This is a genomic window from Halobacillus halophilus (assembly GCF_020171985.1).
In the GTDB taxonomy this organism is placed as follows: domain Bacteria; phylum Bacillota; class Bacilli; order Bacillales; family Halobacillaceae; genus Halobacillus; species Halobacillus halophilus_A.
Genome location: NZ_JAIVAL010000002.1, coordinates 127,947 through 150,119, shown reverse-complemented (window position 1 = coordinate 150,119; position 22,173 = coordinate 127,947). Strand labels below are relative to the sequence as shown.

At 43.7% G+C, this 22,173-nt stretch carries 24 protein-coding genes; 12 read left to right on the top strand and 12 right to left on the bottom strand.

Features of this window, described 5'->3' with window-relative positions:
- Positions 1-224: 224 nt before the first annotated feature.
- The gene (locus LCM11_RS05395; protein ID WP_224893224.1) at positions 225-1,340 is read right to left on the bottom strand and encodes an NADH:flavin oxidoreductase; all 1,116 of its coding nucleotides are present in this window, start codon (positions 1,338-1,340) and stop codon (positions 225-227) included.
- A gap of 125 nt (positions 1,341-1,465) precedes the next feature.
- Between LCM11_RS05395 and LCM11_RS05390 the strand changes: the two genes are divergently transcribed.
- Together LCM11_RS05390 and LCM11_RS05385 are read left to right on the top strand one after the other, a co-directional pair.
- A complete protein-coding gene (locus LCM11_RS05390) occupies positions 1,466-3,628 on the top strand; it encodes an ATP-dependent helicase (RefSeq protein ID WP_224893223.1) in 2,163 nt (720 codons plus the stop codon).
- 16 nt (positions 3,629-3,644) lie between these two features.
- Positions 3,645-4,730 carry a mechanosensitive ion channel family protein gene (locus LCM11_RS05385; RefSeq protein ID WP_224893222.1) on the top strand — a complete coding sequence of 362 codons (1,086 nt, stop codon included), beginning with the start codon at positions 3,645-3,647 and terminating at the stop codon, positions 4,728-4,730.
- A 208-nt stretch (positions 4,731-4,938) separates the two neighbouring features.
- On the opposite strand, the gene LCM11_RS05380 is transcribed toward LCM11_RS05385, so the two are convergent.
- Positions 4,939-5,412, bottom strand: coding sequence for a hypothetical protein (locus LCM11_RS05380; RefSeq protein ID WP_224893221.1), 474 nt, complete (start codon positions 5,410-5,412; stop codon positions 4,939-4,941).
- A gap of 177 nt (positions 5,413-5,589) precedes the next feature.
- Between LCM11_RS05380 and LCM11_RS05375 the strand changes: the two genes are divergently transcribed.
- Positions 5,590-6,000 (top strand): GNAT family N-acetyltransferase, encoded by a 411-nt coding sequence (locus tag LCM11_RS05375; RefSeq protein WP_224893220.1) that lies wholly within the window; start codon positions 5,590-5,592, stop codon positions 5,998-6,000.
- A gap of 22 nt (positions 6,001-6,022) precedes the next feature.
- Here the strand turns inward: LCM11_RS05375 and LCM11_RS05370 are convergent, their stop codons facing one another.
- From LCM11_RS05370 to sigY, 10 genes are all read right to left on the bottom strand, one after another.
- Positions 6,023-6,562 (bottom strand): DUF6241 domain-containing protein, encoded by a 540-nt coding sequence (locus LCM11_RS05370; RefSeq protein WP_224893219.1) that lies wholly within the window; start codon positions 6,560-6,562, stop codon positions 6,023-6,025.
- Between the two features lie 135 nt (positions 6,563-6,697).
- Entirely contained in the window at positions 6,698-7,468 is a 771-nt protein-coding gene (locus tag LCM11_RS05365) for an SDR family NAD(P)-dependent oxidoreductase (RefSeq protein WP_224893218.1), read from the bottom strand.
- A 139-nt stretch (positions 7,469-7,607) separates the two neighbouring features.
- Entirely contained in the window at positions 7,608-8,381 is a 774-nt protein-coding gene (locus LCM11_RS05360; RefSeq protein WP_224893217.1) for an ABC transporter permease, read from the bottom strand.
- Positions 8,356-9,279, bottom strand: a complete 924-nt coding sequence (locus LCM11_RS05355) for an ATP-binding cassette domain-containing protein (protein WP_224893216.1) — start codon at positions 9,277-9,279, stop codon at positions 8,356-8,358. Before LCM11_RS05355 ends, LCM11_RS05360 begins: the two co-directional genes overlap by 26 nt.
- The gene (locus tag LCM11_RS05350; protein ID WP_412098133.1) at positions 9,276-9,497 is read right to left on the bottom strand and encodes a PLD nuclease N-terminal domain-containing protein; all 222 of its coding nucleotides are present in this window, start codon (positions 9,495-9,497) and stop codon (positions 9,276-9,278) included. The genes LCM11_RS05355 and LCM11_RS05350 overlap by 4 nt, the downstream gene beginning before the upstream one ends.
- A gap of 21 nt (positions 9,498-9,518) precedes the next feature.
- Complete coding sequence (locus LCM11_RS05345) at positions 9,519-9,848, bottom strand: YbjQ family protein (protein WP_224893215.1); 330 nt, start codon at positions 9,846-9,848, stop codon at positions 9,519-9,521.
- Positions 9,829-10,023: a hypothetical protein gene (locus LCM11_RS05340; RefSeq protein ID WP_224893214.1), complete on the bottom strand. Its 195-nt coding sequence runs from the start codon at positions 10,021-10,023 to the stop codon at positions 9,829-9,831. The genes LCM11_RS05345 and LCM11_RS05340 overlap by 20 nt, the downstream gene beginning before the upstream one ends.
- Positions 10,020-10,253, bottom strand: a complete 234-nt coding sequence (locus tag LCM11_RS05335) for a sigma-Y antisigma factor component (RefSeq protein WP_224893213.1) — start codon at positions 10,251-10,253, stop codon at positions 10,020-10,022. The genes LCM11_RS05340 and LCM11_RS05335 overlap by 4 nt, the downstream gene beginning before the upstream one ends.
- Positions 10,250-10,561, bottom strand: coding sequence for a YxlC family protein (locus LCM11_RS05330; protein WP_224893212.1), 312 nt, complete (start codon positions 10,559-10,561; stop codon positions 10,250-10,252). The genes LCM11_RS05335 and LCM11_RS05330 overlap by 4 nt, the downstream gene beginning before the upstream one ends.
- Positions 10,551-11,075: an RNA polymerase sigma factor SigY gene (gene sigY / locus LCM11_RS05325; RefSeq protein ID WP_224893211.1), complete on the bottom strand. Its 525-nt coding sequence runs from the start codon at positions 11,073-11,075 to the stop codon at positions 10,551-10,553. The genes LCM11_RS05330 and sigY overlap by 11 nt, the downstream gene beginning before the upstream one ends.
- A 1,353-nt stretch (positions 11,076-12,428) precedes the next feature.
- Between sigY and trpE the strand changes: the two genes are divergently transcribed.
- The 9 genes from trpE (at position 12,429) to LCM11_RS05280 (ending at position 21,836) form a co-directional block, all read left to right on the top strand.
- Positions 12,429-13,937, top strand: a complete 1,509-nt coding sequence (gene trpE / locus LCM11_RS05320; protein ID WP_224893210.1) for an anthranilate synthase component I — start codon at positions 12,429-12,431, stop codon at positions 13,935-13,937.
- Positions 13,934-14,956, top strand: coding sequence for an anthranilate phosphoribosyltransferase (gene trpD, locus LCM11_RS05315; RefSeq protein ID WP_224893209.1), 1,023 nt, complete (start codon positions 13,934-13,936; stop codon positions 14,954-14,956). Before trpE ends, trpD begins: the two co-directional genes overlap by 4 nt.
- Positions 14,949-15,713 (top strand): indole-3-glycerol phosphate synthase TrpC, encoded by a 765-nt coding sequence (gene trpC / locus LCM11_RS05310; RefSeq protein ID WP_224893208.1) that lies wholly within the window; start codon positions 14,949-14,951, stop codon positions 15,711-15,713. Before trpD ends, trpC begins: the two co-directional genes overlap by 8 nt.
- Entirely contained in the window at positions 15,710-16,372 is a 663-nt protein-coding gene (locus LCM11_RS05305) for a phosphoribosylanthranilate isomerase (protein WP_224893207.1), read from the top strand. Before trpC ends, LCM11_RS05305 begins: the two co-directional genes overlap by 4 nt.
- Positions 16,350-17,540, top strand: a complete 1,191-nt coding sequence (gene trpB / locus LCM11_RS05300) for a tryptophan synthase subunit beta (RefSeq protein WP_224893485.1) — start codon at positions 16,350-16,352, stop codon at positions 17,538-17,540. Before LCM11_RS05305 ends, trpB begins: the two co-directional genes overlap by 23 nt.
- Position 17,541: 1 nt before the next feature.
- The gene (trpA, locus tag LCM11_RS05295) at positions 17,542-18,342 is read left to right on the top strand and encodes a tryptophan synthase subunit alpha (protein ID WP_224893206.1); all 801 of its coding nucleotides are present in this window, start codon (positions 17,542-17,544) and stop codon (positions 18,340-18,342) included.
- Between the two features lie 28 nt (positions 18,343-18,370).
- Complete coding sequence (locus tag LCM11_RS05290) at positions 18,371-18,952, top strand: anthranilate synthase component II (RefSeq protein WP_224893205.1); 582 nt, start codon at positions 18,371-18,373, stop codon at positions 18,950-18,952.
- A 355-nt stretch (positions 18,953-19,307) separates the two neighbouring features.
- Positions 19,308-20,720 (top strand): sodium:solute symporter family protein, encoded by a 1,413-nt coding sequence (locus LCM11_RS05285; RefSeq protein WP_224893204.1) that lies wholly within the window; start codon positions 19,308-19,310, stop codon positions 20,718-20,720.
- A 456-nt stretch (positions 20,721-21,176) separates the two neighbouring features.
- Positions 21,177-21,836 carry a response regulator gene (locus LCM11_RS05280; protein ID WP_224893203.1) on the top strand — a complete coding sequence of 220 codons (660 nt, stop codon included), beginning with the start codon at positions 21,177-21,179 and terminating at the stop codon, positions 21,834-21,836.
- Positions 21,837-22,173: the final 337 nt, after the last annotated feature.

The window sequence follows — 22,173 nt, the reverse complement described above, 5'->3', positions numbered from 1 at the left end:
GTCGATCGATCCTACGTCATGTAGGGCCACAGGAAAGCGAGTTATTTCCCCACCAACCCTTATCCATCTAACGTAATGGACCCATTTACCTCGAAACTGAGTCTTTCGCTAACGGGAGCTTTACTGCAATAGTACCAGTGGAATTTTACAAAGTTCTATAAAATAAAAAAACCCGCCTCATTCCATTTAATAGATAGATGGTAAGAGGCGGGGTTTTTTGGGAATTATACGAGAATATGCTTGTTCAATTCATGCTCTTTAATGTGAGCCTGTGGGAGCATAATTGAACCGAAATCAAATTCTTCCAAAGCTTTCTCCTGTTTAATCCGCTTCGGTGCATCAGGATTTTGTAGTGCGCTGGTACCTAAACTTACAAAATCAGCATGTCCGTTGTTTAACATATAAACAGCTTTTTCCGGATCAGCTAATTTACCGTTTGCGATGACGGGAATGCCACTATGTTTCTTAGCTGCTTCAGCCATGGACATAGAGCCCTGACCGAATCCAGGTTTCTCAGCATCATCATCCGTCACATGGATATAATCGAGAGATTCACTTCCAAGAGTGGTGAAGATGGTATCGGCGTCCGATTCTCCAAGCGCCCATCGATGATCGGCATCGGATGCCTTCCCTTGGGAGATGCGAATTCCAACGATAAAGTCTTTACCGACTTTTTTACGAACCTCTTTAATAACCTCAAGTGCAAAACGAAGGCGGTTCTTGGTATCGCCACCGAATTCATCTTCTCTACGGTTGAAATAATCAGTTAAGAACTCATCAATTAAATAGCCGTTCGCTCCGTGGATTTCTACACCATCGAAGCCAGCTTCTTTAGCAAGTTCAGCAGAACGGCCAAAAGATTCCACAGCTGTTTGTATATCATCGTGACTCATTCGCTTCGGTTCAGGAAAAGGTCCCTCTCCTCCATAGAAAGAAAGCTTATCATTTTTCGGGGCTACCTGGGAGGGACCGATATTGTGCTCAGCATATGGATTTTCCTGTGATTGCGCGCCTGCATGCATAATTTGCGCAATGAAAAGTGCTCCATGTTCCTGAACGCTTTTCACAATTGGCTTCCAAGCATCGCGGTGAGCTTCATTTGCAAGGCCGGGCTGATTAGGGTATCCCTGTGAAAATCGTTCATCAGGATAGACTCCTTCCGTAATGACGGTCCCGAACCCGCCTTTAGCATAGCGTTCATAATATTTTTTCATCGTTTCATTTGGCATTCCATTATTCTCAGCACTTACACGGGTCATCGGTGCTACAACATAACGGTTGGCAAACGTACGGTCATTTATCGTTTTACTTTCAAACAATGGTTGGTGTTGTTCCTTCATACTATTCAACTCCTTCATGGATTTCATAACCTCTATACGCATTTTTTAAACAGCTGGGTCTGCTGATTATCTTCCCTGATATGCTATAATACAAACAAATGTTCTTTGGAAGGTGAGTACTTTTTATGGAAGAACTTCTTGCAGAATTAAATGAATCCCAACAGGAAGCTGTCGTTTCCACTGAAGGATTTATCCGGGTTATTGCCGGAGCAGGATCAGGAAAAACGCGTGCCCTGACCCATCGTTACGCATTTATTGTAAATGAACTAGGCGTAGATCCTTCTAATATACTCTCAGTCACATTCACAAATAAGGCTGCTCATGAAATGAGGCGGCGTGTGAAGAAACTGATCGGAGGGGAGCAGGATACAGGTTTTATTACCACCTATCACGGATTTTGCGTTCGTGTACTTCGAGAGGATATCCACCGGTTATTTTATCCTAAGAATTTTATTATTTTAGATGTGGAAGACCAGAAGATTCTGCTGAGAGAAATTTTTGAGGATCTGGATTTAAAAATGAACGATAAAACTTTTAAGAGGCTGCTTGATAAGATCGGAACTCTCAAGGCAAACACGCATTACGTACAGCAAATGATTTTACGAGGGGAAATGCCTGCTGTAGAAGACGCTGGAGATGTGGACGGTCAAATTATCCAGCGCTATTTGAAGAAACAAAAGCGTGTGTACGGTCTGGATTTCGATGACCTTCTTAATTTTGTGTTTGTCCTTTTTGACCAGTATCAGGAAGTACTGGAGAAATGGCAGGATCGGCTTTTCTATATTCAAGTGGACGAGTTTCAGGATAGCAGCCTGAAGCAGTTTGAGTTAGTAAAAAAGCTTTCGGCGAATCATGGAAACCTCTTTGCAGTGGGGGATCCAGATCAGACCATCTATGAGTGGAGGGGGGCTAATCCTAAGTACATGGTAGATTTTGAAACGTATTTTCCTGACACCCAGACGATCTTTTTAAAGCAGAATTACCGTTCTACCCCGGAGATTCTTTCCCTTGGAAATGCCCTCATCCAGAATAACTATTTCCGTGTGGATAAGGATATGGAAACCAGCAATCCATCTGGTGTGAAAGTCGTTCATTATCACGGGAAGAATGAAGTGGATGAGGCGAAGTGGGTGGTGAACCGGATCAAGGAGATTGTGGAAGCGAGGAAGGCGAACTATAGCGATATTGCGATATTGTACCGGGCAAACTATCTCTCGCGTTCTATTGAACAGGAACTTATTAGTGTTAACATTGAGTACACGATTTTTGGCGGCTTTAAGTTTTTTGATCGACTGGAAATAAAGGATGCTCTGGCTCACTTACGAATGACTGCTGCCGCAGATGATCTGTCATTTTCCAGAATTGTAAATGTTCCCAGGCGGCAGATTGGCAAAAAGCGAATGCAGTTTCTTCGTGAACGTGCCGAGGCTGAGAATCTCTCTTTGTATGAAACGTTGAAAAAATATAAGGATCACGATCGGTTCAAATCGACAGATGCCCATTCATTTATCGAGGCGATTGAATATGTAAAGAATCGAAAAGATGAGTTAAAAGTTTCTGAATTACTCCAGGAAGCCCTGCAGAAAACCGGTTATGAAGCCTACCGACGGGAGGATGGAGACCAGGAGCGTCTGGATAACCTGACTGAATTACTTCATTCCATCGTTCAATATGAGCAGACATTGGGGGAAGATATTAATTTGGAAGAGTATCTTCAAATGATTTCGCTGTACACCGATAATGAACGTGACGATCAGTTGGACTCTGTTAAGCTGATGACCATTCATACAGCTAAAGGGCTTGAGTTTCCTTATGTATTTGTAGTGGGTATGACAGAAAGCGTACTGCCAAATGTGCGTGCGCTCAGAGAAAGAAAAGAGCGGGCGCTTGAAGAGGAGCGGCGTCTTGCTTATGTGGCGGTCACCCGTGCTGAAAAAGAGCTTTACTTAACTGAATCTGAAGGGTTTCAAAATGGTGGCCAGAAGAAATATCCTTCCCGTTTTATTTTTGAAGTGGAAGATGATCTCTATGATAGAATCGGAGAATTAGATGAAGCTCTGATTGAAGAAGCGAAAGAATATATACGAGCGACCCATCATAGTAAAGAAGAGGATCCTGCAGTCTTGTTTGAAAAGGGCACCCGGGTGAAACACCCTGTTTTCGGAGAAGGCGAGATCGTGGATATAGATGAAAAGAAAAATACGTACCGGGTGTTCTTTGATAAGCTGAAGGCCCCGAGGCCGATCAGCAGGAATTTCAAGAAACTCGAAAAAATAGCAGAATCCTAAAGGAAGGACCGGTTGTGTGAAGAATCTATCTGGCAATGAACTTTGGATGAATTCATTTGTAATATTTGCGGTTGTCCTAATTGCGGTAATTGTCGTAAGAGGTATTCTTATTGGCACTTTGAAGAAATGGAGTTCTAATAAAGAGGAACGATCCAGAATTTTTTATATGGTTCAAAGTATTATTAATTGGATTGCGTTATATGGAGTTGTTATCTATACGCTGTTTCATTTTCGAAGTGCCCAGTGGATGTTCAGTGCTCTATTTACCATTGGATCCGAACCTGTATCTGTGTTCTTGCTGATTATAGCTGTACTGATTATATCTCTTACAAATCGCATATCTAAGCTTTTCCGTGGATATGTGTTTCCGGGAGTATATAAACGGTATGAACTGGATCGGGGCGTCCAATTTACGTTCGACAAAGCGTTTCACTATTTAATCATGGTACTGGCTATTATTATCAGTTTATCTACAGTTGGGTTCGAACTGAGCGCTCTTACGGTTTTTGCTGGAGTCATAGGAGTCGGGATTGGGTTCGGGATGCAGAATATTGCCTCTAACTTCATTTCCGGAATTATTCTTTTATTCGAAAGACCTATTAAAGTAGGAGACCGGGTCATTGTGGACGAAATTATTGGTGATGTACAGCGTATAAACATGAGAGCAACGGTTATTAAAACCTTGGATAATGAGCATATTATTGTTCCCAATTCGTATTTTCTGGAAGAACACGTGATTAATCGATCGTATAGCGATAAAGTAATGAGGTTAGTGATGCCAGTGGGGGTTGCTTATGGGAGTGACGTACCTTTAGTGAAAAAACTTCTGCTCCAGGTCGCAGAAGATGAGGCGGGGGTTTCCCCAACCGTTCGCCAGATGCCGGAGCCTTTTATTAATTTTAAAGAATTTGGAGATTCCTCTTTAAACTTCGAGCTCTTTGTCTGGATCTCGGATCCTCAGCACGTGATACGAATCCGCAGCAATATAAACTTCAGGATTGATGCAATCTTTAGAGAAAACGGTGTAGAAATTCCATTCCCGCAAAGGGATCTCCATGTTAGGAGTGTAGATGAGAAGATAATAGAAAAGTGGAAGAGTTAAAACTTGGTTAGTCTGAATCGGATGAGATTCAGGCTTTTTTATACTCCGGCTTTCCGTTTGTATAATTGATGAAATTTTGAGATAATTACGACTGTACGTTATTTTAGTATAGTAAGAGTTTCTTGTTATGAAACAAATTGCAAGGAAGAAGGCGGGGTATCCTTTCAAGCGTATAAAAAAACGATCAGGTCCTAACCTGAACGTTTTCTTAATTCATGGAATTTGCGATATCCATGGCTTGCTGGGTTTGCTTTTCTTTATCCACTGCACTGTAATCAATTTGGTAAATGACATCTTCATCACTATTGTACCATTCCACGAAAACTTGTTCTTCCTCTTCCCGTACTCCGGCCACGGATCCAGAATTTAATGGAATCTGCAAATCTGTTTCCGCCATCTCTCCATCTGGATCAAATAAGGTAGTGACGGTTAAATCATGGGTTTTGGCAGAATGATAGCGAACCGTTACTTGATTTTCCTCGGCAGAAGCTTCCACAGCTTTCACCTCAAAAGGAAGCTCATCCGGAAGACCGACTCGTTCCTGCTTACTTTCCGGAAGAGTTTCAATTGGTTCTGCAAATGAATCAGGATAATTGTCTTTTAAATCGCTTAAGGCTAACTCGGCAGATGAACATCCGGCTAAAAAAATTAGAAAAGCCAGAAAGATCATGATTTTTTTCATAGGGTGTCTCTCCTTATGTTCAGGTAAAAATTCTTCCTTGTAATTTTAGCACAAAAGTATTACGGATTGGATAGGGTTTCTAGTTTGTGGAGGATCTAATAAGGGAACTCAGCCTACAAAGAGAATAGACGACGACGCTAGAGTGAGGGGCAACTCAACAGGAAAGGATGAATTTGGATGACTGTTCAAATACGATCGTTTTTAGAAAAGGACTTTCACGACATCCAGCAATTAAATGAGAAAGAGGGATGGAACGGACTGGTTGAAAGAAATGAAGAAACGTGTTGTTCCTGGTTGAATTCAGAACCTGCTCTTGTAGCTGAAGAAAATGGGGAGGTAGTCGGCTATTTGCGTGGACTTACGGACGGAGCTGTGACACTTTATATTTGCGAAATTCTGATTAAAGAAAGTCATCGTAATCAGGGGATTAGTGAGCAGCTCGTGCGGACCGCTCATGAATGCTATCCAAGTACGCGTGTAGAGATGCTTGCAACCACTTCTTCCCATGAATATTATGAAAATCGCGGCTATCGTCCATTTTATGGTTTCAGGAAATCATCAGAAGAAATGAGAAACGCTCGGAGCTAAGGCTCCGAGCGTTTTTTTAGGTTTACTTTTTGCCTTCTATATATTCTTTCTCTTCAGTCGGAGAGAGGATTCCGGTGGCTTTTCCAATCGTGCCATTCTGTAAATTCCAAATGGCATTGTGATCTTCATCTATGGTGGAGAAGTCCTCTTCCTTCCATTTAACCAGAATATCCTTGTACACTTGCTTGTGTTCTACGTCGGCCTGGTCAAGACCTTCAAGCAGCCAGGTTATTCGCTCAGGATGGATTTCGTAGAACCCCCACTTCTTAGAAGCTTCTACTTTTTGATGAGACATTCCATGTATGTACTCTTTATAATGATGATCCGTCAATTCGTCAGCAGGCGTGTCTTTTCCAAATGGATTTTTACCTGCTTCTTCATAACGGTCTAGTTCTTCCTCTGAAACAGCTCCTGTAATCACTTCTTCTGCTTCGCGCAGATCTTCTGGGGAGGTGACTTCTTTATCTTCACCGGGTGTAAGGATATATTTTTGTGCGACCCATCCTCCTGCCCCTGCGACCAGAAGGGTTATTAATAAAGTGTATCCGATTATTTTTTTCAAAACTAGGCCCCTCTCCTCATATTACATGAAAGATATAAACATGATTTTCCAATTATACACAAAAAGGAGCAAACTTTGAAGTTTGCTCCATGTTTTTATGAGGATAAAGATGTATACCTGAGTCACACGAAATGACTATTGGTCCATATAGTGAGCCAGTTTGGCTGCAGTGGAACGTGGGATAAACTTAGAAGCATAGACCATCGATTGGTTGGCTGCTCCGGGAACGACCACTCTTTTTCCTTTTATGAAACCAAGGAAACCAGCTTTCGCTACGTCTACAGGAGACATTGTGCTGTTTACTAGTTTTGTGTGCTCCGCTTTAGCCGTTTTGAAGAAGTCTGTATCGGTTGCTCCAGGGCAAAGGGTGGACACGGTAATGCCTGTTCCGCGAAGTTCTTCCACTAACGCTTCAGAGAATGATAGGACGTAAGCCTTTGAGGCATAGTACACAGCCATCTTAGGCCCCGGCTGGAACGCGGCGGTGCTTGCGACATTGATGACCCCTTTTGGTATGTCGGGTAGAGGTGCGTTCTTAATATCCTGTAAGAATAAATGAGTTAAATCTGTAAGGGTATTTACGTTGACTTGGAGCATTTTCTGTTGATCGAGAAGGGGGAGTTCATCAAACTGACCGTTTAATCCAAAACCTGCATTATTCACAAGTACTTCCACTGTAAGCCCGAGTTCTTTGACTTTACTATAGAGAACTTCAGCGGCTCCAGGTTCAGATAGGTCATGAGGAATGATCGTGACTGGATGTTCACCTAATTCTTCTTTCAGCTGCATGAGTTTATCTTCAGACCGTGCGACAACAATAAGATTGTATCCTGATTTGGCAAACAGGCGGGCAAATTCATAGCCGATTCCACCTGAAGCTCCCGTAATTAGAGCGGTTGGTTTCATAAGAGATCTCTCCTTCTGCAAATAATAGTTTGCCCTCAGTCTATACCCGAACCAGACCAATGACAATCTTCCACCATACAGTATACCCAATAACTGGATGACCTGAGGTGGAAGATTCTGGGTTTATTCTTTCTCATGATTAGGAGATCTCTTTGTGTTTCAGGGTATAGGCTGCAGCTGCAAGCAGAATGATGGAAAATAGGACGGCAGTTCCGGCGCTTCCCCACAGGGCGCTTGGTAATTCTCCAGAGATTAAGGCGTTTCTAAGGTGTGAACTGATTAGAGCCGGACTCCATTCCACCACATGAGCGAAAACACTGCTAAGAAGATTCAACGCGATCACGAGCGCTATCGTAAAGAATAAGACAAGACCCGCTGTTTTACTAAATGTATTCATGAAAATGCTGATGGTAAGAATGAATGTCATCCATAAACCGTAAAAGAAAACCGTGCGTAAGAAGCTCCCTGCTGATACTTCACCGAAGAGTAAATTCACATAATACCAGCTGGCCAACAGAGCGATAAAAGTGGATACCCAGATGAGTAAGGTGTAGGCGGCCCACTTAGCCGTAACGTACGAATGATAAGCAATGGGTTTTACCAGGATCAGTTCGGCAACGCCGCTTTTACGTTCGCCCGAAATGGTTCCCATCGAAATTAAAGCGATAATAAGGACTCCAATAAGATTCAGCTGAGACACGCTCATCATGAAAACCTCGGTAGGAGGAGGTTCCGGCATCTCGAAAGTTGCACCCTCTGGAAGACCGCCCGTTGCCTCCAGAATTTGAGGCAGGTAATAAGTTGTGAGTGGATCCGTAATGGCAAGCAAAATGAAAACAAGAGGAACCCAGATCCATTTAAAGTTTCTCCATGACTCCAATAGTTCTTTATTGAATACGGTCAGCCACTGCATAACTTTGCACCACCTTCATAAACAGATCTTCAAGTGTTATTCTTCCCATTTCGAACTGAAGAAGCGGCCAGTGTTCTTTTAGTGCCAGGTTCAGTATAGTTTCTCGAGCCAGCGCCTGGTCCGTAACGTACACGTCGACCGTTTCTTTTTTGATTTCCGTACGGGTCACCACGTTCAAGTGGTCCAGTTTCTGCCTGTAAGATTCGGGACTGTCTTCAAATTGAAGAGTAATTTTGTCAACTTGATGCCTGTCTTTTAATGAAGAAAGCGAACCTGACTCTACAATTTTCCCTTCATGCATAAGAAGAATTTCATCACTTGATTCTTCAGCATCGTTTAAGATGTGGGTGGAATAAAGGATGGTTGTTTCCTTTTTCAATTCTTCCATTAAATTAAGTACATCACGCCGTCCAATCGGATCTAATGCGGAAACGGGTTCATCAAGCATTAATAACTCAGGCTTATGAATCAGTGCCTGCGCTATACCAAGGCGCTGCTCCATTCCCCCGGAATACTTGGAAATCCTTCTATTCCTTACTTCAAAGATTCCAACTCTGGTAAGCAGCTGGTCCGCACGGGAAGCGGCTTCTTTTTTAGATAGGTACGCCAGCTTACCAGCGTAGATAAGAAATTCTCTCCCTGTCATCCACGAGTGGAAATGAGGATGTTGAGGAAGGTAGCCGATATGGCTGCGGATATCACCGGAATGCTCCCCTAAAAGTTCAACTGTGCCGCTTGTAGGGGAGATTAATCCAGCCATCATTCTAAGAGCCGTAGTTTTTCCAGCACCGTTTGGTCCAAGAAGAGCAATACACTTTCCGGATGATAATGTAAAAGAAATATCATCAACCGCCCGGTTATTCTGATAGACTTTGGATAAATTCTGTACCGTAATCACGCGTCCAACCTCCTGCCGAAAATAAAGTAAGCGATAGGACCGAGTGTGTTGAAAATGACAATTACCAACGCCCACACCCATTTCGGGCCGTTCGTTTCTTCTGTGCGAATTAAACTGATTAAAGCAGCAACCATAAGAATGATTTGTATAACGATAAGTGGAGCAATAATAGCTAGATTGTCCTGTAAAAGCTGGATAGCATTCTGCATCATGAACATAACAATAACCCTCCTTTCATGTTAGTTGCGAGGAGACGGATTTAGAGTGACCGCTGTTCCATAGGCCATGATCTCAGAAGCGGAACTTGATATGCTGGAAGTCTCTAATCGTACCGCTATAACAGCGTCTGCACCTTTAGACTCTCCGTGCTCAATCATCCGCCCGATGGCCTGCTGGCGGGCCTGATCCATCATATTTGTATAGTCCGTAATCTCTCCTCCGACCAGGTTTTTTAATCCTGCCATGATATCACGGCCAATATGTTTAGACTGAACCGTGCTGCCTCTGACAAATCCTTTTAATTCCTTAATCTCATAACCTGGAATGAAGTCAGTAGTCACGATAATCACGTTGATCTTCCTCTCTTTTTTCTTTTTTTCTTTCAAGAATTAATCTGTATATGATGATGATTAATAATAAATAGGAACTTAATACAAGGGCAATTCCTGTCCCCAGATGAAAAAAGAGGAGCCCATATCCCAGTAACTGAACGATTATAGCGAGGGTGATCAGCAGAATATTCATAAATGATCCTGTCCTTGACCTTTCTTCTTTTCATTCCAGACGGTTTTAGTGAGGATCAAGTACACCAGGCTTGGAATCGGAAATTGAATAAGTCCTATAATGCCCCATAACCAGGGGGCTTTGCCTCTTTTTCTTGCTTTAATATAAAGAATAGAGCTTTGCGTAATTAATATAATCCCGATTAATATAATGCCCCATAATGGGATTTCTTCAGGTCCATAATGCTTCATGATCGCCAAGCCACCGTTCTGGAGCTTTCCTTAAAGAAGTAACCGAATAAGACGATAACGGAAAGCAATTGAATCCCTATAAATACAAGGGGGGCATACACCACACTAACAGCTAAGACGCTGAAGCAGACGGCAGCCGTCAGCCAGAGAAGAGCGAGTTCAATCCACAGCCTCTTATACCAGGCTTCGGTTTCCTTTTGAACTAAATCAGTAAAGTAAGCAAGGGAAGGTTCCTCTACTTCGATCTCTTTATCCATTTGATGGGCGGTTCTTCGCAGCAGGCTGTCTATGTTCTTGTCATCCTTCATGGTCGCCGAGCTCCTTTCTTAACTGTTTAAGCCCATAATGGACTCTGGATTTCACCGTTCCTGTTTTAGCCTTTGTCATTTGAGCAATCTCCTCATAGTCATAGCCGTAGTAATGTTTTAATACAATAGGGATGCGGTATTGGTCGTCCAGTTGCAGCAGGGCCTGTTGCACGTCATACCATTCGGCAGGCATGGAGCCGGTCATTTCTTCCCGTTTCAGGCGTGCTGCTTCGGATTGTTCATAAGTGAGGGCTCGCTTTTGTTTTCGTTTGATGTCCAGGTACGTATGAGTGGCAATTTGGATCAGCCATGATGAGAAGGAGGACTTTCCTTTATATTGACTAATTTTCTGGATCGCTTTTACGAGCGTCTCTTGTGTTACGTCGTAAGCTAATTGCTCGTCGCCACTCATCTTCCACACGTATTTAACCAGGAAGGAGTAATTTTCTTTGAGCCGTTTAGCTAGAAGTTGTTGGTCTCCGTGCTTAGCAAGTTGAATGTCATTAGAGTCCATCATCATTCCTCATTTCCGACTTACTTATAAGACGAACAGCCAGCAAAATTCGTTCAAAGTTTATGTAAAAATTATTTCAGCCGATTCATTTCTAGTATCTTTGCTTACTATCAATTTTACAGCTAAGCTGTGATTCTGTAAGTTGGGTTTTGTGTATTTCATGTGAAAATATGGAAGGTTGGTAAATAACTACCTTCCTGCGGATGACGGCAAATCTTACCAGTTTTTCACCTCCGGAATCTCGCCACTTTATCCTTTGCAAAAGTGCCATCTCCTTTAACCATAGGCTCTGTTAAAGTGTATTGTTTATTTTTCAAAAAAACCTTATTAAACTAAAGGGCCGGTTTCTTGAAGACTCAGTTTCGAGATATTTTGTTAAGTGGGTTAGTTCCTGCGGGGAACGAGTTGCTTTCCGACCCTGCACGACGCAGGGTCGTTCGACGTTGCCACAGGACGTGGCGGTCTTAGTCGAACTTCTTATATGTGGTAAGCTTCCTCAGGCTTCGCCTTCCGGGATCTTACCGATCATGTTCATCACACAGGAGTCTGCATCGTCCCCCTCCGGACCTAGCCAAATCATAAGCTCGAAACCACTTCAAATATTGTCAGCGTAATGAGGCATTAGACCATGTGGTTTTCTACCTGTTCTCACGGTATAAAGATTCGTAATAGCCTGTCATAAAAGTATTTAACCCAGATTAAGCAGGAGGATTTTTCTCTTCTGGAAGGATCCGTTCACACCATTAAAGTGGGGCTGGTGGGGAAATGGGGAGACTCCCATGGGAGAAGGAATCAGGTGAGATCCCGCAGCGAGTGAAACGAGCGAGGAAGCTCACCGTTCCCCCATAGGAAAGCGAGTCATTTCCCCACCAGCCCTTTCCTCAATCAAACGTACTGGACTTGTTTATCTCGAAACTGAGTCTTACAGAAAAGGGAGCTTAACCTTAAGATCTATATGAAAGTTTTACAAAGCTAACTCTAAGGGTGGAATATAAAGGAAGGTGTCCCCATGCTAAAGCCCTCCTCGGGGGTTATACCATAAACCGGGGTCCCGAAATGGATTGAAGAATCTCCACTTCCCGATAGATGAATACCAAGCCAAACGCCGGTGGTTGACATTATTGTCTGAATTTTATAGACTATTTAAAAGTGATCAGAATATAGAATAGTTGAGATGAGAATGAGAGCCGTAGAGTTGAGGTTTCTAGGATGAGCATAGCTGAGTGAGCACAGGGATCAACAGACGAAGGAGCTGGAAGATTGCCTGGCCGTTATAGAATTATATTTATCATCCTCTTATATTTATCCTCTTAACGTCTCATTCTCCATAAATTTATATGGAGAGGTGAGCCTATGACCACGTACGAAAGATTTATCCAGGATGCCCGCGAGCATCAGACCATTCCCGTAAGCCAATCTTTTTTTACCGATACGTTAACCCCTATCCACATGTTTCATGCGCTTGATGATGAAGCTGTTTATATGCTTGAAAGTCAGGACCCTGAATCACCCTGGTCGAATTATTCCTTCATTGGCTTAGACCCGATGATGGAAATAAAAGAAGACGAGGCTGCTTTTGTGATCTCTGATTTTCAAAAAAAGACCGAAGAATCGGCTGCTACTTTTAAAGAAGCGTTTAATCATGTGGTAAACACTTTGAATGTAAAACCGGCCGATGTCCCACTTCCTTTTAAAGGAGGGGGAGTTGGATACATCAGTTATGATGCGATTTCCGATTACGAGCCAGTTCCTCGTGCCATTCAGGATGAATTGAACTTATCTAATTACCATTTATTATTCTGCCAGACACTAATTGCCTATCATCACAAAACGAAGGAAGTAACCATTTTAACGTATGCAAGAGTCGATAACGAATCGCTCTCTTCTACTATATATGAACAATCTAGACAGCGGATTAAAAAAGTGCAGCAGCGACTAATGAATCACCAGGGACTGCCGGATTTAATGCTTGCCGGTGACTTGGAAGAAGATGCAGGTGTGGAACTCAATAGCAATTACCATCCCGCTAAGTTTAAGAGCGATGTAGAGAAGATTAAAGAATACATCCGTGCTGGCGATATATTTCAAGCTGTATTATCCCAGCGCTTTCACACCGTCACAGAGCGGAGCGGTTTTGAATTGTACCGCGTATTAAGAAACGTCAATCCTTCTCCTTACATGTTCTTTCTGAAGTTTAACGATGTAGAAGTAATTGGAAGCTCTCCAGAGCGTTTACTGGAAGTGCAGGAAGGGAAACTTGAAATTCACCCGATCGCAGGAACGAGAAAGCGGGGAGCTACTCAGGAAGAAGATGACGCTCTCGCTGAAGAACTTTTAGCAGATGAAAAAGAACTGGCGGAACATCGCATGCTGGTCGATCTTGCCCGTAATGATATCGGACGGGTAGCAGAATTTGGTTCCGTGGATGTTACCGAATATATGACCATCGGACGATTTTCGAAAGTTATGCATATTATCAGTAAAGTCGTAGGGCAGCTGAGATCAGACATTTCACCTATTGATGCCGTAAGTTCAGCCTTCCCTGCCGGAACGTTATCCGGCGCCCCTAAAGTGCGGGCGATGCAGATTCTTAGGGAACTAGAGCCCACCCCCCGTAACTTATACGGCGGCGGAATCTTGTATTTCGGATTCGATGGCAATATCGATTCCTGCATTACGATCCGGACAATGACGCTGGTTGGAAAAGATCTTTATATTCAGGCAGGAGCCGGGATCGTTGCCGATTCAGATCCAGAGGCGGAATTTCAGGAAACGTTAAGTAAAGCAAGCGCCCTTAAGAGAACGATTCAAATAGCTGAGCAAGTATTCGAGACGAGCAGAGAAGGAGTGGAGTACAAATGAACGACATCTTGAAACGAGTAGTATCCGGAGAGACTTTATCTGAGAAAGAAGCTTTTGCTACTATGGACGCCATCATGAAGGGAGAAGCGACTACAGGACAGCTGATGAGCATGCTGAGTGTGATGAGCTACCGCGGAGAAACGGTTGAGGAGATGACCGGATTTGTCCAGGCGATGCGGGAGAACATGACGAAGCTTGATGTTCAGGATGATTCTGTCGTAGACACGTGCGGTACAGGAGGCGATGGAGCTTCTACGTTTAATATTTCGACCGCAGTTTCTATTATTCTTGCCAGCATGGGTGTGAAGGTAGCGAAACACGGCAATCGTAAAGTTTCTTCCCGAAGCGGCAGTGCCGATGTGCTCGAAACACTCGGTATTCCAATCGATACAACTCCCGAAGAAGGCGCCAGGGCTCTTCAGGAAAAAGGGATGACGTTCATGTTCGCTCCTCTTTATCATCAGGCGATGAAGCACGCAGGTCCTGCCCGGAAGGAACTTGGTTTCCGTACCGTTTTCAACCTGCTTGGACCGATGTCCAACCCGGCGAATGCGCGCCGTCAGCTAATCGGCATTTATGACACGGCCTATGCGGAGAAGATGGCTGAAGCGCTGCACAACCTTGGTTCGAAACATGTGTTGTTAGCAACAGGCCGTGATGGGTTAGATGAAATAACGATAACCGGTGTTACCGACCTGGTTGAACTGAAAGACGGCACTATCAGCCGTACGACAGTCACTCCGGAAGACCTCGGTCTTACCAGAGGGAAACTCGAAGATATACAAATAGAAAGAACGGAACAAAGCGCAGCGATGATTGAGGCGGTTATGCTCGGCAAAGCGAACGAAAGCGCAACGACAATCGTCACTATGAATGCAGCAGCCGGCCTTTATGTAGCAGGAAAAGCCGAAAACCTTCGCGATGGAGTTAAGCAAGTTCAAGAAGCTATCCAGACAGGGGTGACCCGTCGTTACTTTGAATCTGTAGCCGTGGAAAGGGAGGATCGCCAGTATGCTTGAGACCATTCTAGCTGTGAAGCGACAAGAGGTAGAACGCCTCTTCTTACCGGAAGAACAATCATTTACAAACTATTCACTAAAGGAATCCTTAAAAAATTCTCCCCACTTGGCAGGACTGATTGCTGAGGTGAAAAAAGCCTCGCCGTCCAAAGGGATTATCCGTGAAGATTTCAATCCTGTACGGATCGGACATGAATATAACCAGGCTGGTGTACAGGCGATTTCAGTACTAACAGACCAGCATTTTTTCCAGGGCCATCGGGACTTTTTGACGGATATCAAAAAAGTGGTGGACGTTCCCGTTTTACGTAAGGACTTTATCATCGACTCCATGCAAATTGCTGAGAGCGCCTATATTGGAGCGGACGCCGTACTGTTGATCGGCGAAGCACTGGAAGCAGAGAAGCTTCACGAACTTTATCTGCAGGCTCAGGATCTCGGTATGGAAGCGTTAGTTGAAGTTCACAGTGAAGAAACACTGGAAAAGGTGCTGAAGGAATTTACCCCGGAAATCCTTGGCGTGAATAACCGCAACCTTCATACCTTTGAAACGAAGCTTTCCCAGACGAAAAGAATGGCGGAGCTTGCTCCTAAGGAAGCCCTTCTTGTTTCAGAAAGCGGCATTTTTACAAATGAAGACTTACGCGAAGTAGTCGGATACGGAGCTGAAGGAGTACTTGTCGGAGAATCACTTATGAAACAGGCGGATATTAAAAAAGGTGTTCATGAGCTAATGACGGGAGTCAATGTGTTATGAAGGAGCCTATCATTAAGTTCTGCGGCAACCGCTCCTTATCGGATTTGACGAAAACGGCCTCTTCCAGTGCCACACACCTCGGTTTCATTTTTGTCAGAAAAACGAAACGCTACGTACGGCCGGAGCTTGCCGGCCGCTGGGTGAGACAGATACGTCCAAAGCAGAAGCTTGTCGGAGTCTTCATCGATCCAAGCATTGAAGAAATAGAGGAAGTTCTTCATTTCGTTCCACTTGATGTTATTCAGCTGCATGGAAACGAAAAGGTCTCAGATTTGCTAAAAATAAAGGAATCTTTCGGCCTTCCTGTATGGAAGGTCATTCATCATCAGCAAAATGGAAAAAATCAAATGGAAGTATTTCAGGGGGTAGCGGACGGCTACCTGATTGACTCAAAGGTAAAGGGAGTCTCAGGCGGCACAGGTGTCCGGTTTGACTGGGAAGCGATTCCCGAGTATCGCGATATAGCTTTTGAGCAGGGAGTTCCCTGCCTGATTGCCGGAGGAGTTACGCCGGAAAACGTGGCAGAATTAATCGCCTACCGTCCGGAGGGAATCGACATATCAAGCGGTATCGAAAAAGATGAACAAAAAGATCTTAGTAAAATACAAGCGATTACGAAAGAGGTGGAGCGGAATGTTGCAAGTATTTCCAGACGTTAAAGGCAGATTCGGTGACTTTGGAGGTAAATATGTACCTGAGACCTTAATGGGACCTCTTCAGGAACTGGAAGATGCTCTTGACCAGGCTATGGAGGATCAGGCTTTTCATGATGAATATCATCATGTACTTGAAGAATATGCGGGCCGTCCTACAGCTCTCACGTATGCGGATAAAATTAGTGACTATCTGGGCGGAGCCAAGATTTATCTGAAGCGTGAAGATTTAAATCATACAGGAGCGCACAAATTGAACAATGCGATTGGCCAGGCTTTGCTTGCTAAACGAATGGGCAAGGAGAAAATCATTGCCGAAACAGGTGCCGGCCAGCACGGTGTAGCATCAGCAACTGTAGCTGCTAAATTCGGGCTGAAATGCAAAGTGTTCATGGGCGAAGAAGACATTCGCCGTCAGGAATTGAATGTATTCCGCATGAAGCTTCTTGGAGCGGAAGTCGTGTCCGTTTCAAGCGGGAATGGAACGCTTAAGGACGCAACCAATGAAGCGATCCGCTACTGGGTCGCCAATTGTGAAGACCACTTTTACCTAATTGGCTCTGTTGTCGGTCCTCACCCTTATCCGCGCATGGTCCGCGATTTTCAGCGTGTCATTGGTGATGAGTCTAAGAAGCAGTTCCTTGAAGTGGAGCAGGATCTTCCGAACCGCATTTACGCCTGTGTAGGCGGAGGAAGTAATGCGATGGGAATGTTTTACCCGTTCCTTGAAGACGATGCAGAACTGATCGGCGTGGAAGCCGCCGGCCGCGGAATCGACACCCCAGAACATGCTGCGACACTTACTAAGGGTGCCCCTGGCGTTATCCACGGCTCCCTTACGTATTTGATGCAGGATGATAACGGACAGATTACGGAACCTTATTCCATATCTGCTGGTCTGGATTACCCGGGCATCGGCCCAGAACACGCTCATCTCTTCCAAACGAAAAGAGTACGCTATGAATCTATCACAGATAAAGAAGCCTTGGATGCCCTTCGCCTGTTAACGGAACGTGAAGGAATTATACCGGCTATTGAAACTGCTCACGCACTAGCTCAGGCTTTCAAAGAAGCCGGCAGCATGTCTAAAGATGAAACTATGTTAATTAACCTGTCCGGCCGTGGGGATAAAGATATGGCGACGCTGATGGAACATTTTGAGGAGGAGGTTTAGTATGCTGACGAAGACATCGTTTCAAGGTAAGTTAGAAAAAACGGAGGACCTGTTCATCCCTTTTCTCGTAGCGGGTGACCCCAGTCCATCCATGACGATTGCATTCGCGCTTCGTCTTCAGCAGCAGGGCGCCGATGTGCTGGAACTCGGTGTTCCTTACTCTGATCCTCTTGCAGACGGACCAACGATTCAACGGGCAGCAAGACGAGCTCTTGACGCAGGAATGTCACTGAGAAAGGCGATTGAACTCGTCCCACAGCTTCGGAAGCACGGTCTTACCATTCCGATCGTAATTTTCACGTATTACAATCCAGTCTTAAGACTCGGCCATGATCAGTTTTTCGATTTACTTGAAGAAAATGGAGTCGAAGGTGTGCTCATTCCAGATCTTCCTTTTGAAGAAAGTGAAGAGATTCGAGGACAGGCAGAATCCAAGGACATCGAATTTATCTCTCTGGTAGCTCCAAACTCTGAGCAGCGAATCAAGCAGATTGCAGAAAACGCGAAAGGCTTTCTATACTGTGTGTCCACGCTTGGTGTAACAGGTGGAGAAAACACGATGACAGGAGAATCGCTGGCTTTTATTAAAAAGGTGAAAGAATACAGTCCCGTGCCTGTTGCAGTAGGCTTTGGTGTTTCTACCAATGAGGATGTAAAAATTGTACGTGAACATGCAGACGGTGTCATTATTGGCAGTAAAATAATCCGTTTAATAGAAAACGAGCTTGATAAAATTAACAGCGGCGAGAAAAGTGGGGCATTGAAGAGCTTTTCAAACAGCATTGCTGAACTTGTTAAATAAGTAAAGCGGTAGAGAGGAGTGGAGCAGAGTGATTTACATGATTGATCATTATGATTCATTTACCTACAACCTGGTTCAGTATTTAGGAGAGCTCGGGGAAGAGGTGCTGGTCAGACGTAATGATGAAATCGATATAGCAGAGATAGAAGCAGTAGAACCGGACTTGATTTTCCTGTCACCGGGTCCATGTTCCCCGGATGAAACAGGTCAAACCCTTGAAGTGATCGATTACTTCAAAGGCCGCATCCCCATTTTTGGGGTATGTCTCGGTCATCAGTCCATCGCCCAGGTATTTGGTGGACAGGTCGTACGTGCGGACAGACTTATGCACGGAAAAGCGTCTACGATATTTCATGGAGGCCGGGGCATTTATGAAGGTTTGAACAATCCTATGGAAGTCATGCGTTACCATTCCCTCATTGTGGATGGAGAAGACCTTCCTGAATGTCTGGAAATAACCGCTACTACGATCGAAGGTGAAATCATGGGCCTTCGTCATTTAGAATATCCGATTGAAGGGGTCCAATTTCACCCTGAGTCGATCGGTACCAATGATGGCAAGCAGCTATTGAAAAATCTACTTGAAAATCGTATTAAAGCCCTGATTTAAAGAGAAGCGGATGTCTGCACCATAGATATCCGCTTCTTTTTTTAGTACTATCGAATCATTTTTGAAACGAATTTTCTTTTTTAACAGCCCTATTAATTAGAAATTTCTTAAAAATCGAGCAATTTTTTCATCCTATGGCGTTATCGCTTTCATAGAAGGTTGTGAAAATCTTCCATCTGTCAAAATTGCCTCTAAATGCCTCTAAAGCCACATGGATTTGCTATTTTCACAATCTTTTAAAGTGTGATAAATTGGATAACGTTGTGTTCAGAGAGCGCTTCATTCATCGGCCGATGCAGAAAGACGACTCAGCAAAGAACCAGCAACTAATACTTCAGGAGATGATTGAGTAGTTATGGAATTACAGCAAAATCCGAATTTACTTTGGTTTATTGTTATATATGGCCTGATTATGGTCGGTATCGGTATAATTATGTCTAAGAAAGTAGCTGGAAGTGAAGATTTCGTTCTGGCAGGGAAGAGTCTAGGACCATTTGTATTAATGGGGACGCTGCTTGCTACCTGGACAGGCAGTGGAAGTATCTCTGGCGGAGAAACATCCATGGCCTTCAGTTATGGCATTCTTCCATCTTTGATGATGATGCTCCCAACGTTAGTCGGTATTATCATTCTCTATGTCGTTGCTCCCAAAATTCGTGCGTATGGAAAGTTCACGGTTTCAGGAATTTTGGAAGCAAAATACGGGCGCACATCCCGTAACATTGCGAGTGTCATTATCATTCTTGCCTATGTAGGTATCGTTTCTTATCAAATGAAAGGCTTTGGCTTTATACTTAATTTAACCACAGGAATGAGTGTGCAGACTGGTACCATAATCGGTGCAGCTATGATTATCTTTTTGGCTATGATCGGAGGGCTTCGTTCGGTTTCGCAGACAGATGCGATCAGTGGTTTCCTTATGGTAGGTGGACTGATCATAACGGTACCGACGATTATTGCCGTCGCAGGCGGATGGAGTGAAGTCGTTGCTAATGTTCCCGAATCTCATATGAGCTCGACAGGCGGGTTAACAACCATCCAAATGATCGGGTATTTACTTCCGTCCCTATTCTTATTATTAGGCGATCAGAATATGTATCAGCGTCTGGCATCCTCCAAAGGGGACAAATCAGCTAAACGAGCACAGCTTGGCTGGTTGATTGCAATGCTTGTCATTTCACCATCCATTTCGTTGATTGCCTTCGCATCGCGTTCTTTATTCCCGAATATTGATCCGGGTATGGCATTGATGGCTACCACAGTAGCGATGCCAATGGCCGTTGGCGGAATTCTGCTTGCTGCTGCAGCGTCCTTTATCATTACAACAGGAAACTCATATCTATTATCTGCAGCCACTAATTTAACGTATGATCTCTATGGAAAATACGTTAATAAGGATGCATCGGATAAAAAGCAGTTGTCTATGACTCGTATCTTCATCGCGGCGCTTGGGATTTTCTCTTACCTGCTCATCAGTTACTTCCCAACCGTACTGAGCGTTCAGATGTATGCTTATACGGTGTATGGAGCAGGACTAACTCCTGCTGTTCTGGCCGTGTTCTTCTGGAAGCGTGTGAATGCAGTAGGGGGAGTATCCTCAATGGTGGCGGGAGTGGTAGCCACTCTTACATGGGAAATTATCTTACAAAAGCCGTTTGAGGTTAATAGCGTAGTAGTGGCTGTACCGGTAGCTGTTATCGTGCTGATTGTTGCGACTCTACTAACGACGAACAACTATCAGACACGCAGTGTAACCTCTAATGCTTAACTATATAAAGCTTAAGACTGTCGAGACAATCTCGGCAGTCTTTTTAATTTTTGTAGAAATTTATTCCTGAAAACACTCTGATTAGGGGCATATCAACTTTTAAAAGACGATGGCCATTAAGGTCATTGGACGAAGGGAGGTTTAGATTTAGGCAGGGATGAGCACTAAGAGATTAACCGCAATTAAGAACAAAAATGTAGGTTCATAGTAGTAAATATTATCTTACAATGGTAAAATATGTCTTGTACATAGAGATTAGGGGGACTTTAATAGGTCCATAGATATAATATAAAAGGTGCAAAACCTAATAATATCAGTAGTTAGGAGGCGTGTTACACGTACGTAAGTACTGCTCGTAATTACCACATCCATTCTGTACTGTATTGTACTTTTGTTCGTTATGTCGAATGTTGTCAAAATCCAATTGTGAATTTTGTTCAGTAAAGCAGGAGGTAGATGAGCGATATGATTCGAGTCATGATTGTTGATGATCATAGCGTACTAAGAGATGGAATTGCGCTTGTAGTGAATTTAGCTAAGGAATTAGAAGTGATTGAACAAGCCAGTACAGCAAATGAAGTAAAGGAGAAAATCGGCCTTTCCCAACCGGATGTTGTTATTATGGATATCCATCTACAGGAGGAAAGTGGAATTGAATTGACCAGATATATGAAGAAGCACTATCCCAAAGTTAAAATACTCATGCTGACTATTGCAGACGATGAGCACTATTTACAGAGAGCCCTGGAAGCAGGAGCTGCCGGTTATTTATTAAAAGATACCTCTAGTGATGAGCTTATTCATGGGATTATTAATGTTTACCGGGGGGACTGTGTGATCCCGCCTTCGATGACCAAGAATTTAGTCATGAACTATAAAAGAAGGAAACATGCTGTGAGTTCTGATTCTCGTCTTACCAAGCGTGAACACGAAGTATTGCATGAACTGACGAAAGGTCATACTAATAAGGAAATCGCCCATATTCTGTACATTAGTGATAAAACTGTAAAAATACACATCAGCAATATTTATCGTAAATTAAAAGTGAAAAGTCGATCTCAAGCCGTTCTTTATGCTGTTCAGAACAAACTGCTGCCTCCCGTTGGCATGGATTAACTAGTAATATTAAAGTGCCTGTCAGATCACTAGTTATATAAGAGGTTCCGATTATCGAATTTTTGATAACCGGAATCTTTTTTGTTTGTCTACATTTGTGAAACCTTAGGGATGACTTTTTACGTAAAAGCACCCATTTGTTGAAGACTCAGGTTCGAGACTTTTATAAGAATTAGGTCCTTCGGAGGATGGTTTCGCTTTCCGGCCCTGCACGACGCAGTGCCGCAGGAAAGTGTTCAAATATGAAATCGCCCCGATAGACACGAATAGTATAAGCCGCTCATCTAAAGGATGATGGTTTTTCCATCCATTGATGAGCGGCTTATATCACGAGTTT

Coding starts and splice junctions, on each gene's coding strand:
- LCM11_RS05365 (WP_224893218.1), bottom strand. CDS start 7,468: ATGAAACCAACCGCTCTAATTACGGGAGCTTCAGGTGGAATCGGCTAT.
- LCM11_RS05335 (WP_224893213.1), bottom strand. CDS start 10,253: ATGAAGCATTATGGACCTGAAGAAATCCCATTATGGGGCATTATATTA.
- trpC (WP_224893208.1), top strand. CDS start 14,949: ATGCTTGAGACCATTCTAGCTGTGAAGCGACAAGAGGTAGAACGCCTC.
- sigY (WP_224893211.1), bottom strand. CDS start 11,075: ATGGACTCTAATGACATTCAACTTGCTAAGCACGGAGACCAACAACTT.
- LCM11_RS05305 (WP_224893207.1), top strand. CDS start 15,710: ATGAAGGAGCCTATCATTAAGTTCTGCGGCAACCGCTCCTTATCGGAT.
- LCM11_RS05375 (WP_224893220.1), top strand. CDS start 5,590: ATGACTGTTCAAATACGATCGTTTTTAGAAAAGGACTTTCACGACATC.
- LCM11_RS05340 (WP_224893214.1), bottom strand. CDS start 10,023: ATGAATATTCTGCTGATCACCCTCGCTATAATCGTTCAGTTACTGGGA.
- trpA (WP_224893206.1), top strand. CDS start 17,542: ATGCTGACGAAGACATCGTTTCAAGGTAAGTTAGAAAAAACGGAGGAC.
- LCM11_RS05280 (WP_224893203.1), top strand. CDS start 21,177: ATGAGCGATATGATTCGAGTCATGATTGTTGATGATCATAGCGTACTA.
- LCM11_RS05395 (WP_224893224.1), bottom strand. CDS start 1,340: ATGAAGGAACAACACCAACCATTGTTTGAAAGTAAAACGATAAATGAC.
- LCM11_RS05360 (WP_224893217.1), bottom strand. CDS start 8,381: ATGCAGTGGCTGACCGTATTCAATAAAGAACTATTGGAGTCATGGAGA.
- LCM11_RS05330 (WP_224893212.1), bottom strand. CDS start 10,561: ATGAAGGATGACAAGAACATAGACAGCCTGCTGCGAAGAACCGCCCAT.
- LCM11_RS05380 (WP_224893221.1), bottom strand. CDS start 5,412: ATGAAAAAAATCATGATCTTTCTGGCTTTTCTAATTTTTTTAGCCGGA.
- LCM11_RS05350 (WP_412098133.1), bottom strand. CDS start 9,497: ATGTTCATGATGCAGAATGCTATCCAGCTTTTACAGGACAATCTAGCT.
- LCM11_RS05285 (WP_224893204.1), top strand. CDS start 19,308: ATGGAATTACAGCAAAATCCGAATTTACTTTGGTTTATTGTTATATAT.
- trpD (WP_224893209.1), top strand. CDS start 13,934: ATGAACGACATCTTGAAACGAGTAGTATCCGGAGAGACTTTATCTGAG.
- trpE (WP_224893210.1), top strand. CDS start 12,429: ATGACCACGTACGAAAGATTTATCCAGGATGCCCGCGAGCATCAGACC.
- LCM11_RS05390 (WP_224893223.1), top strand. CDS start 1,466: ATGGAAGAACTTCTTGCAGAATTAAATGAATCCCAACAGGAAGCTGTC.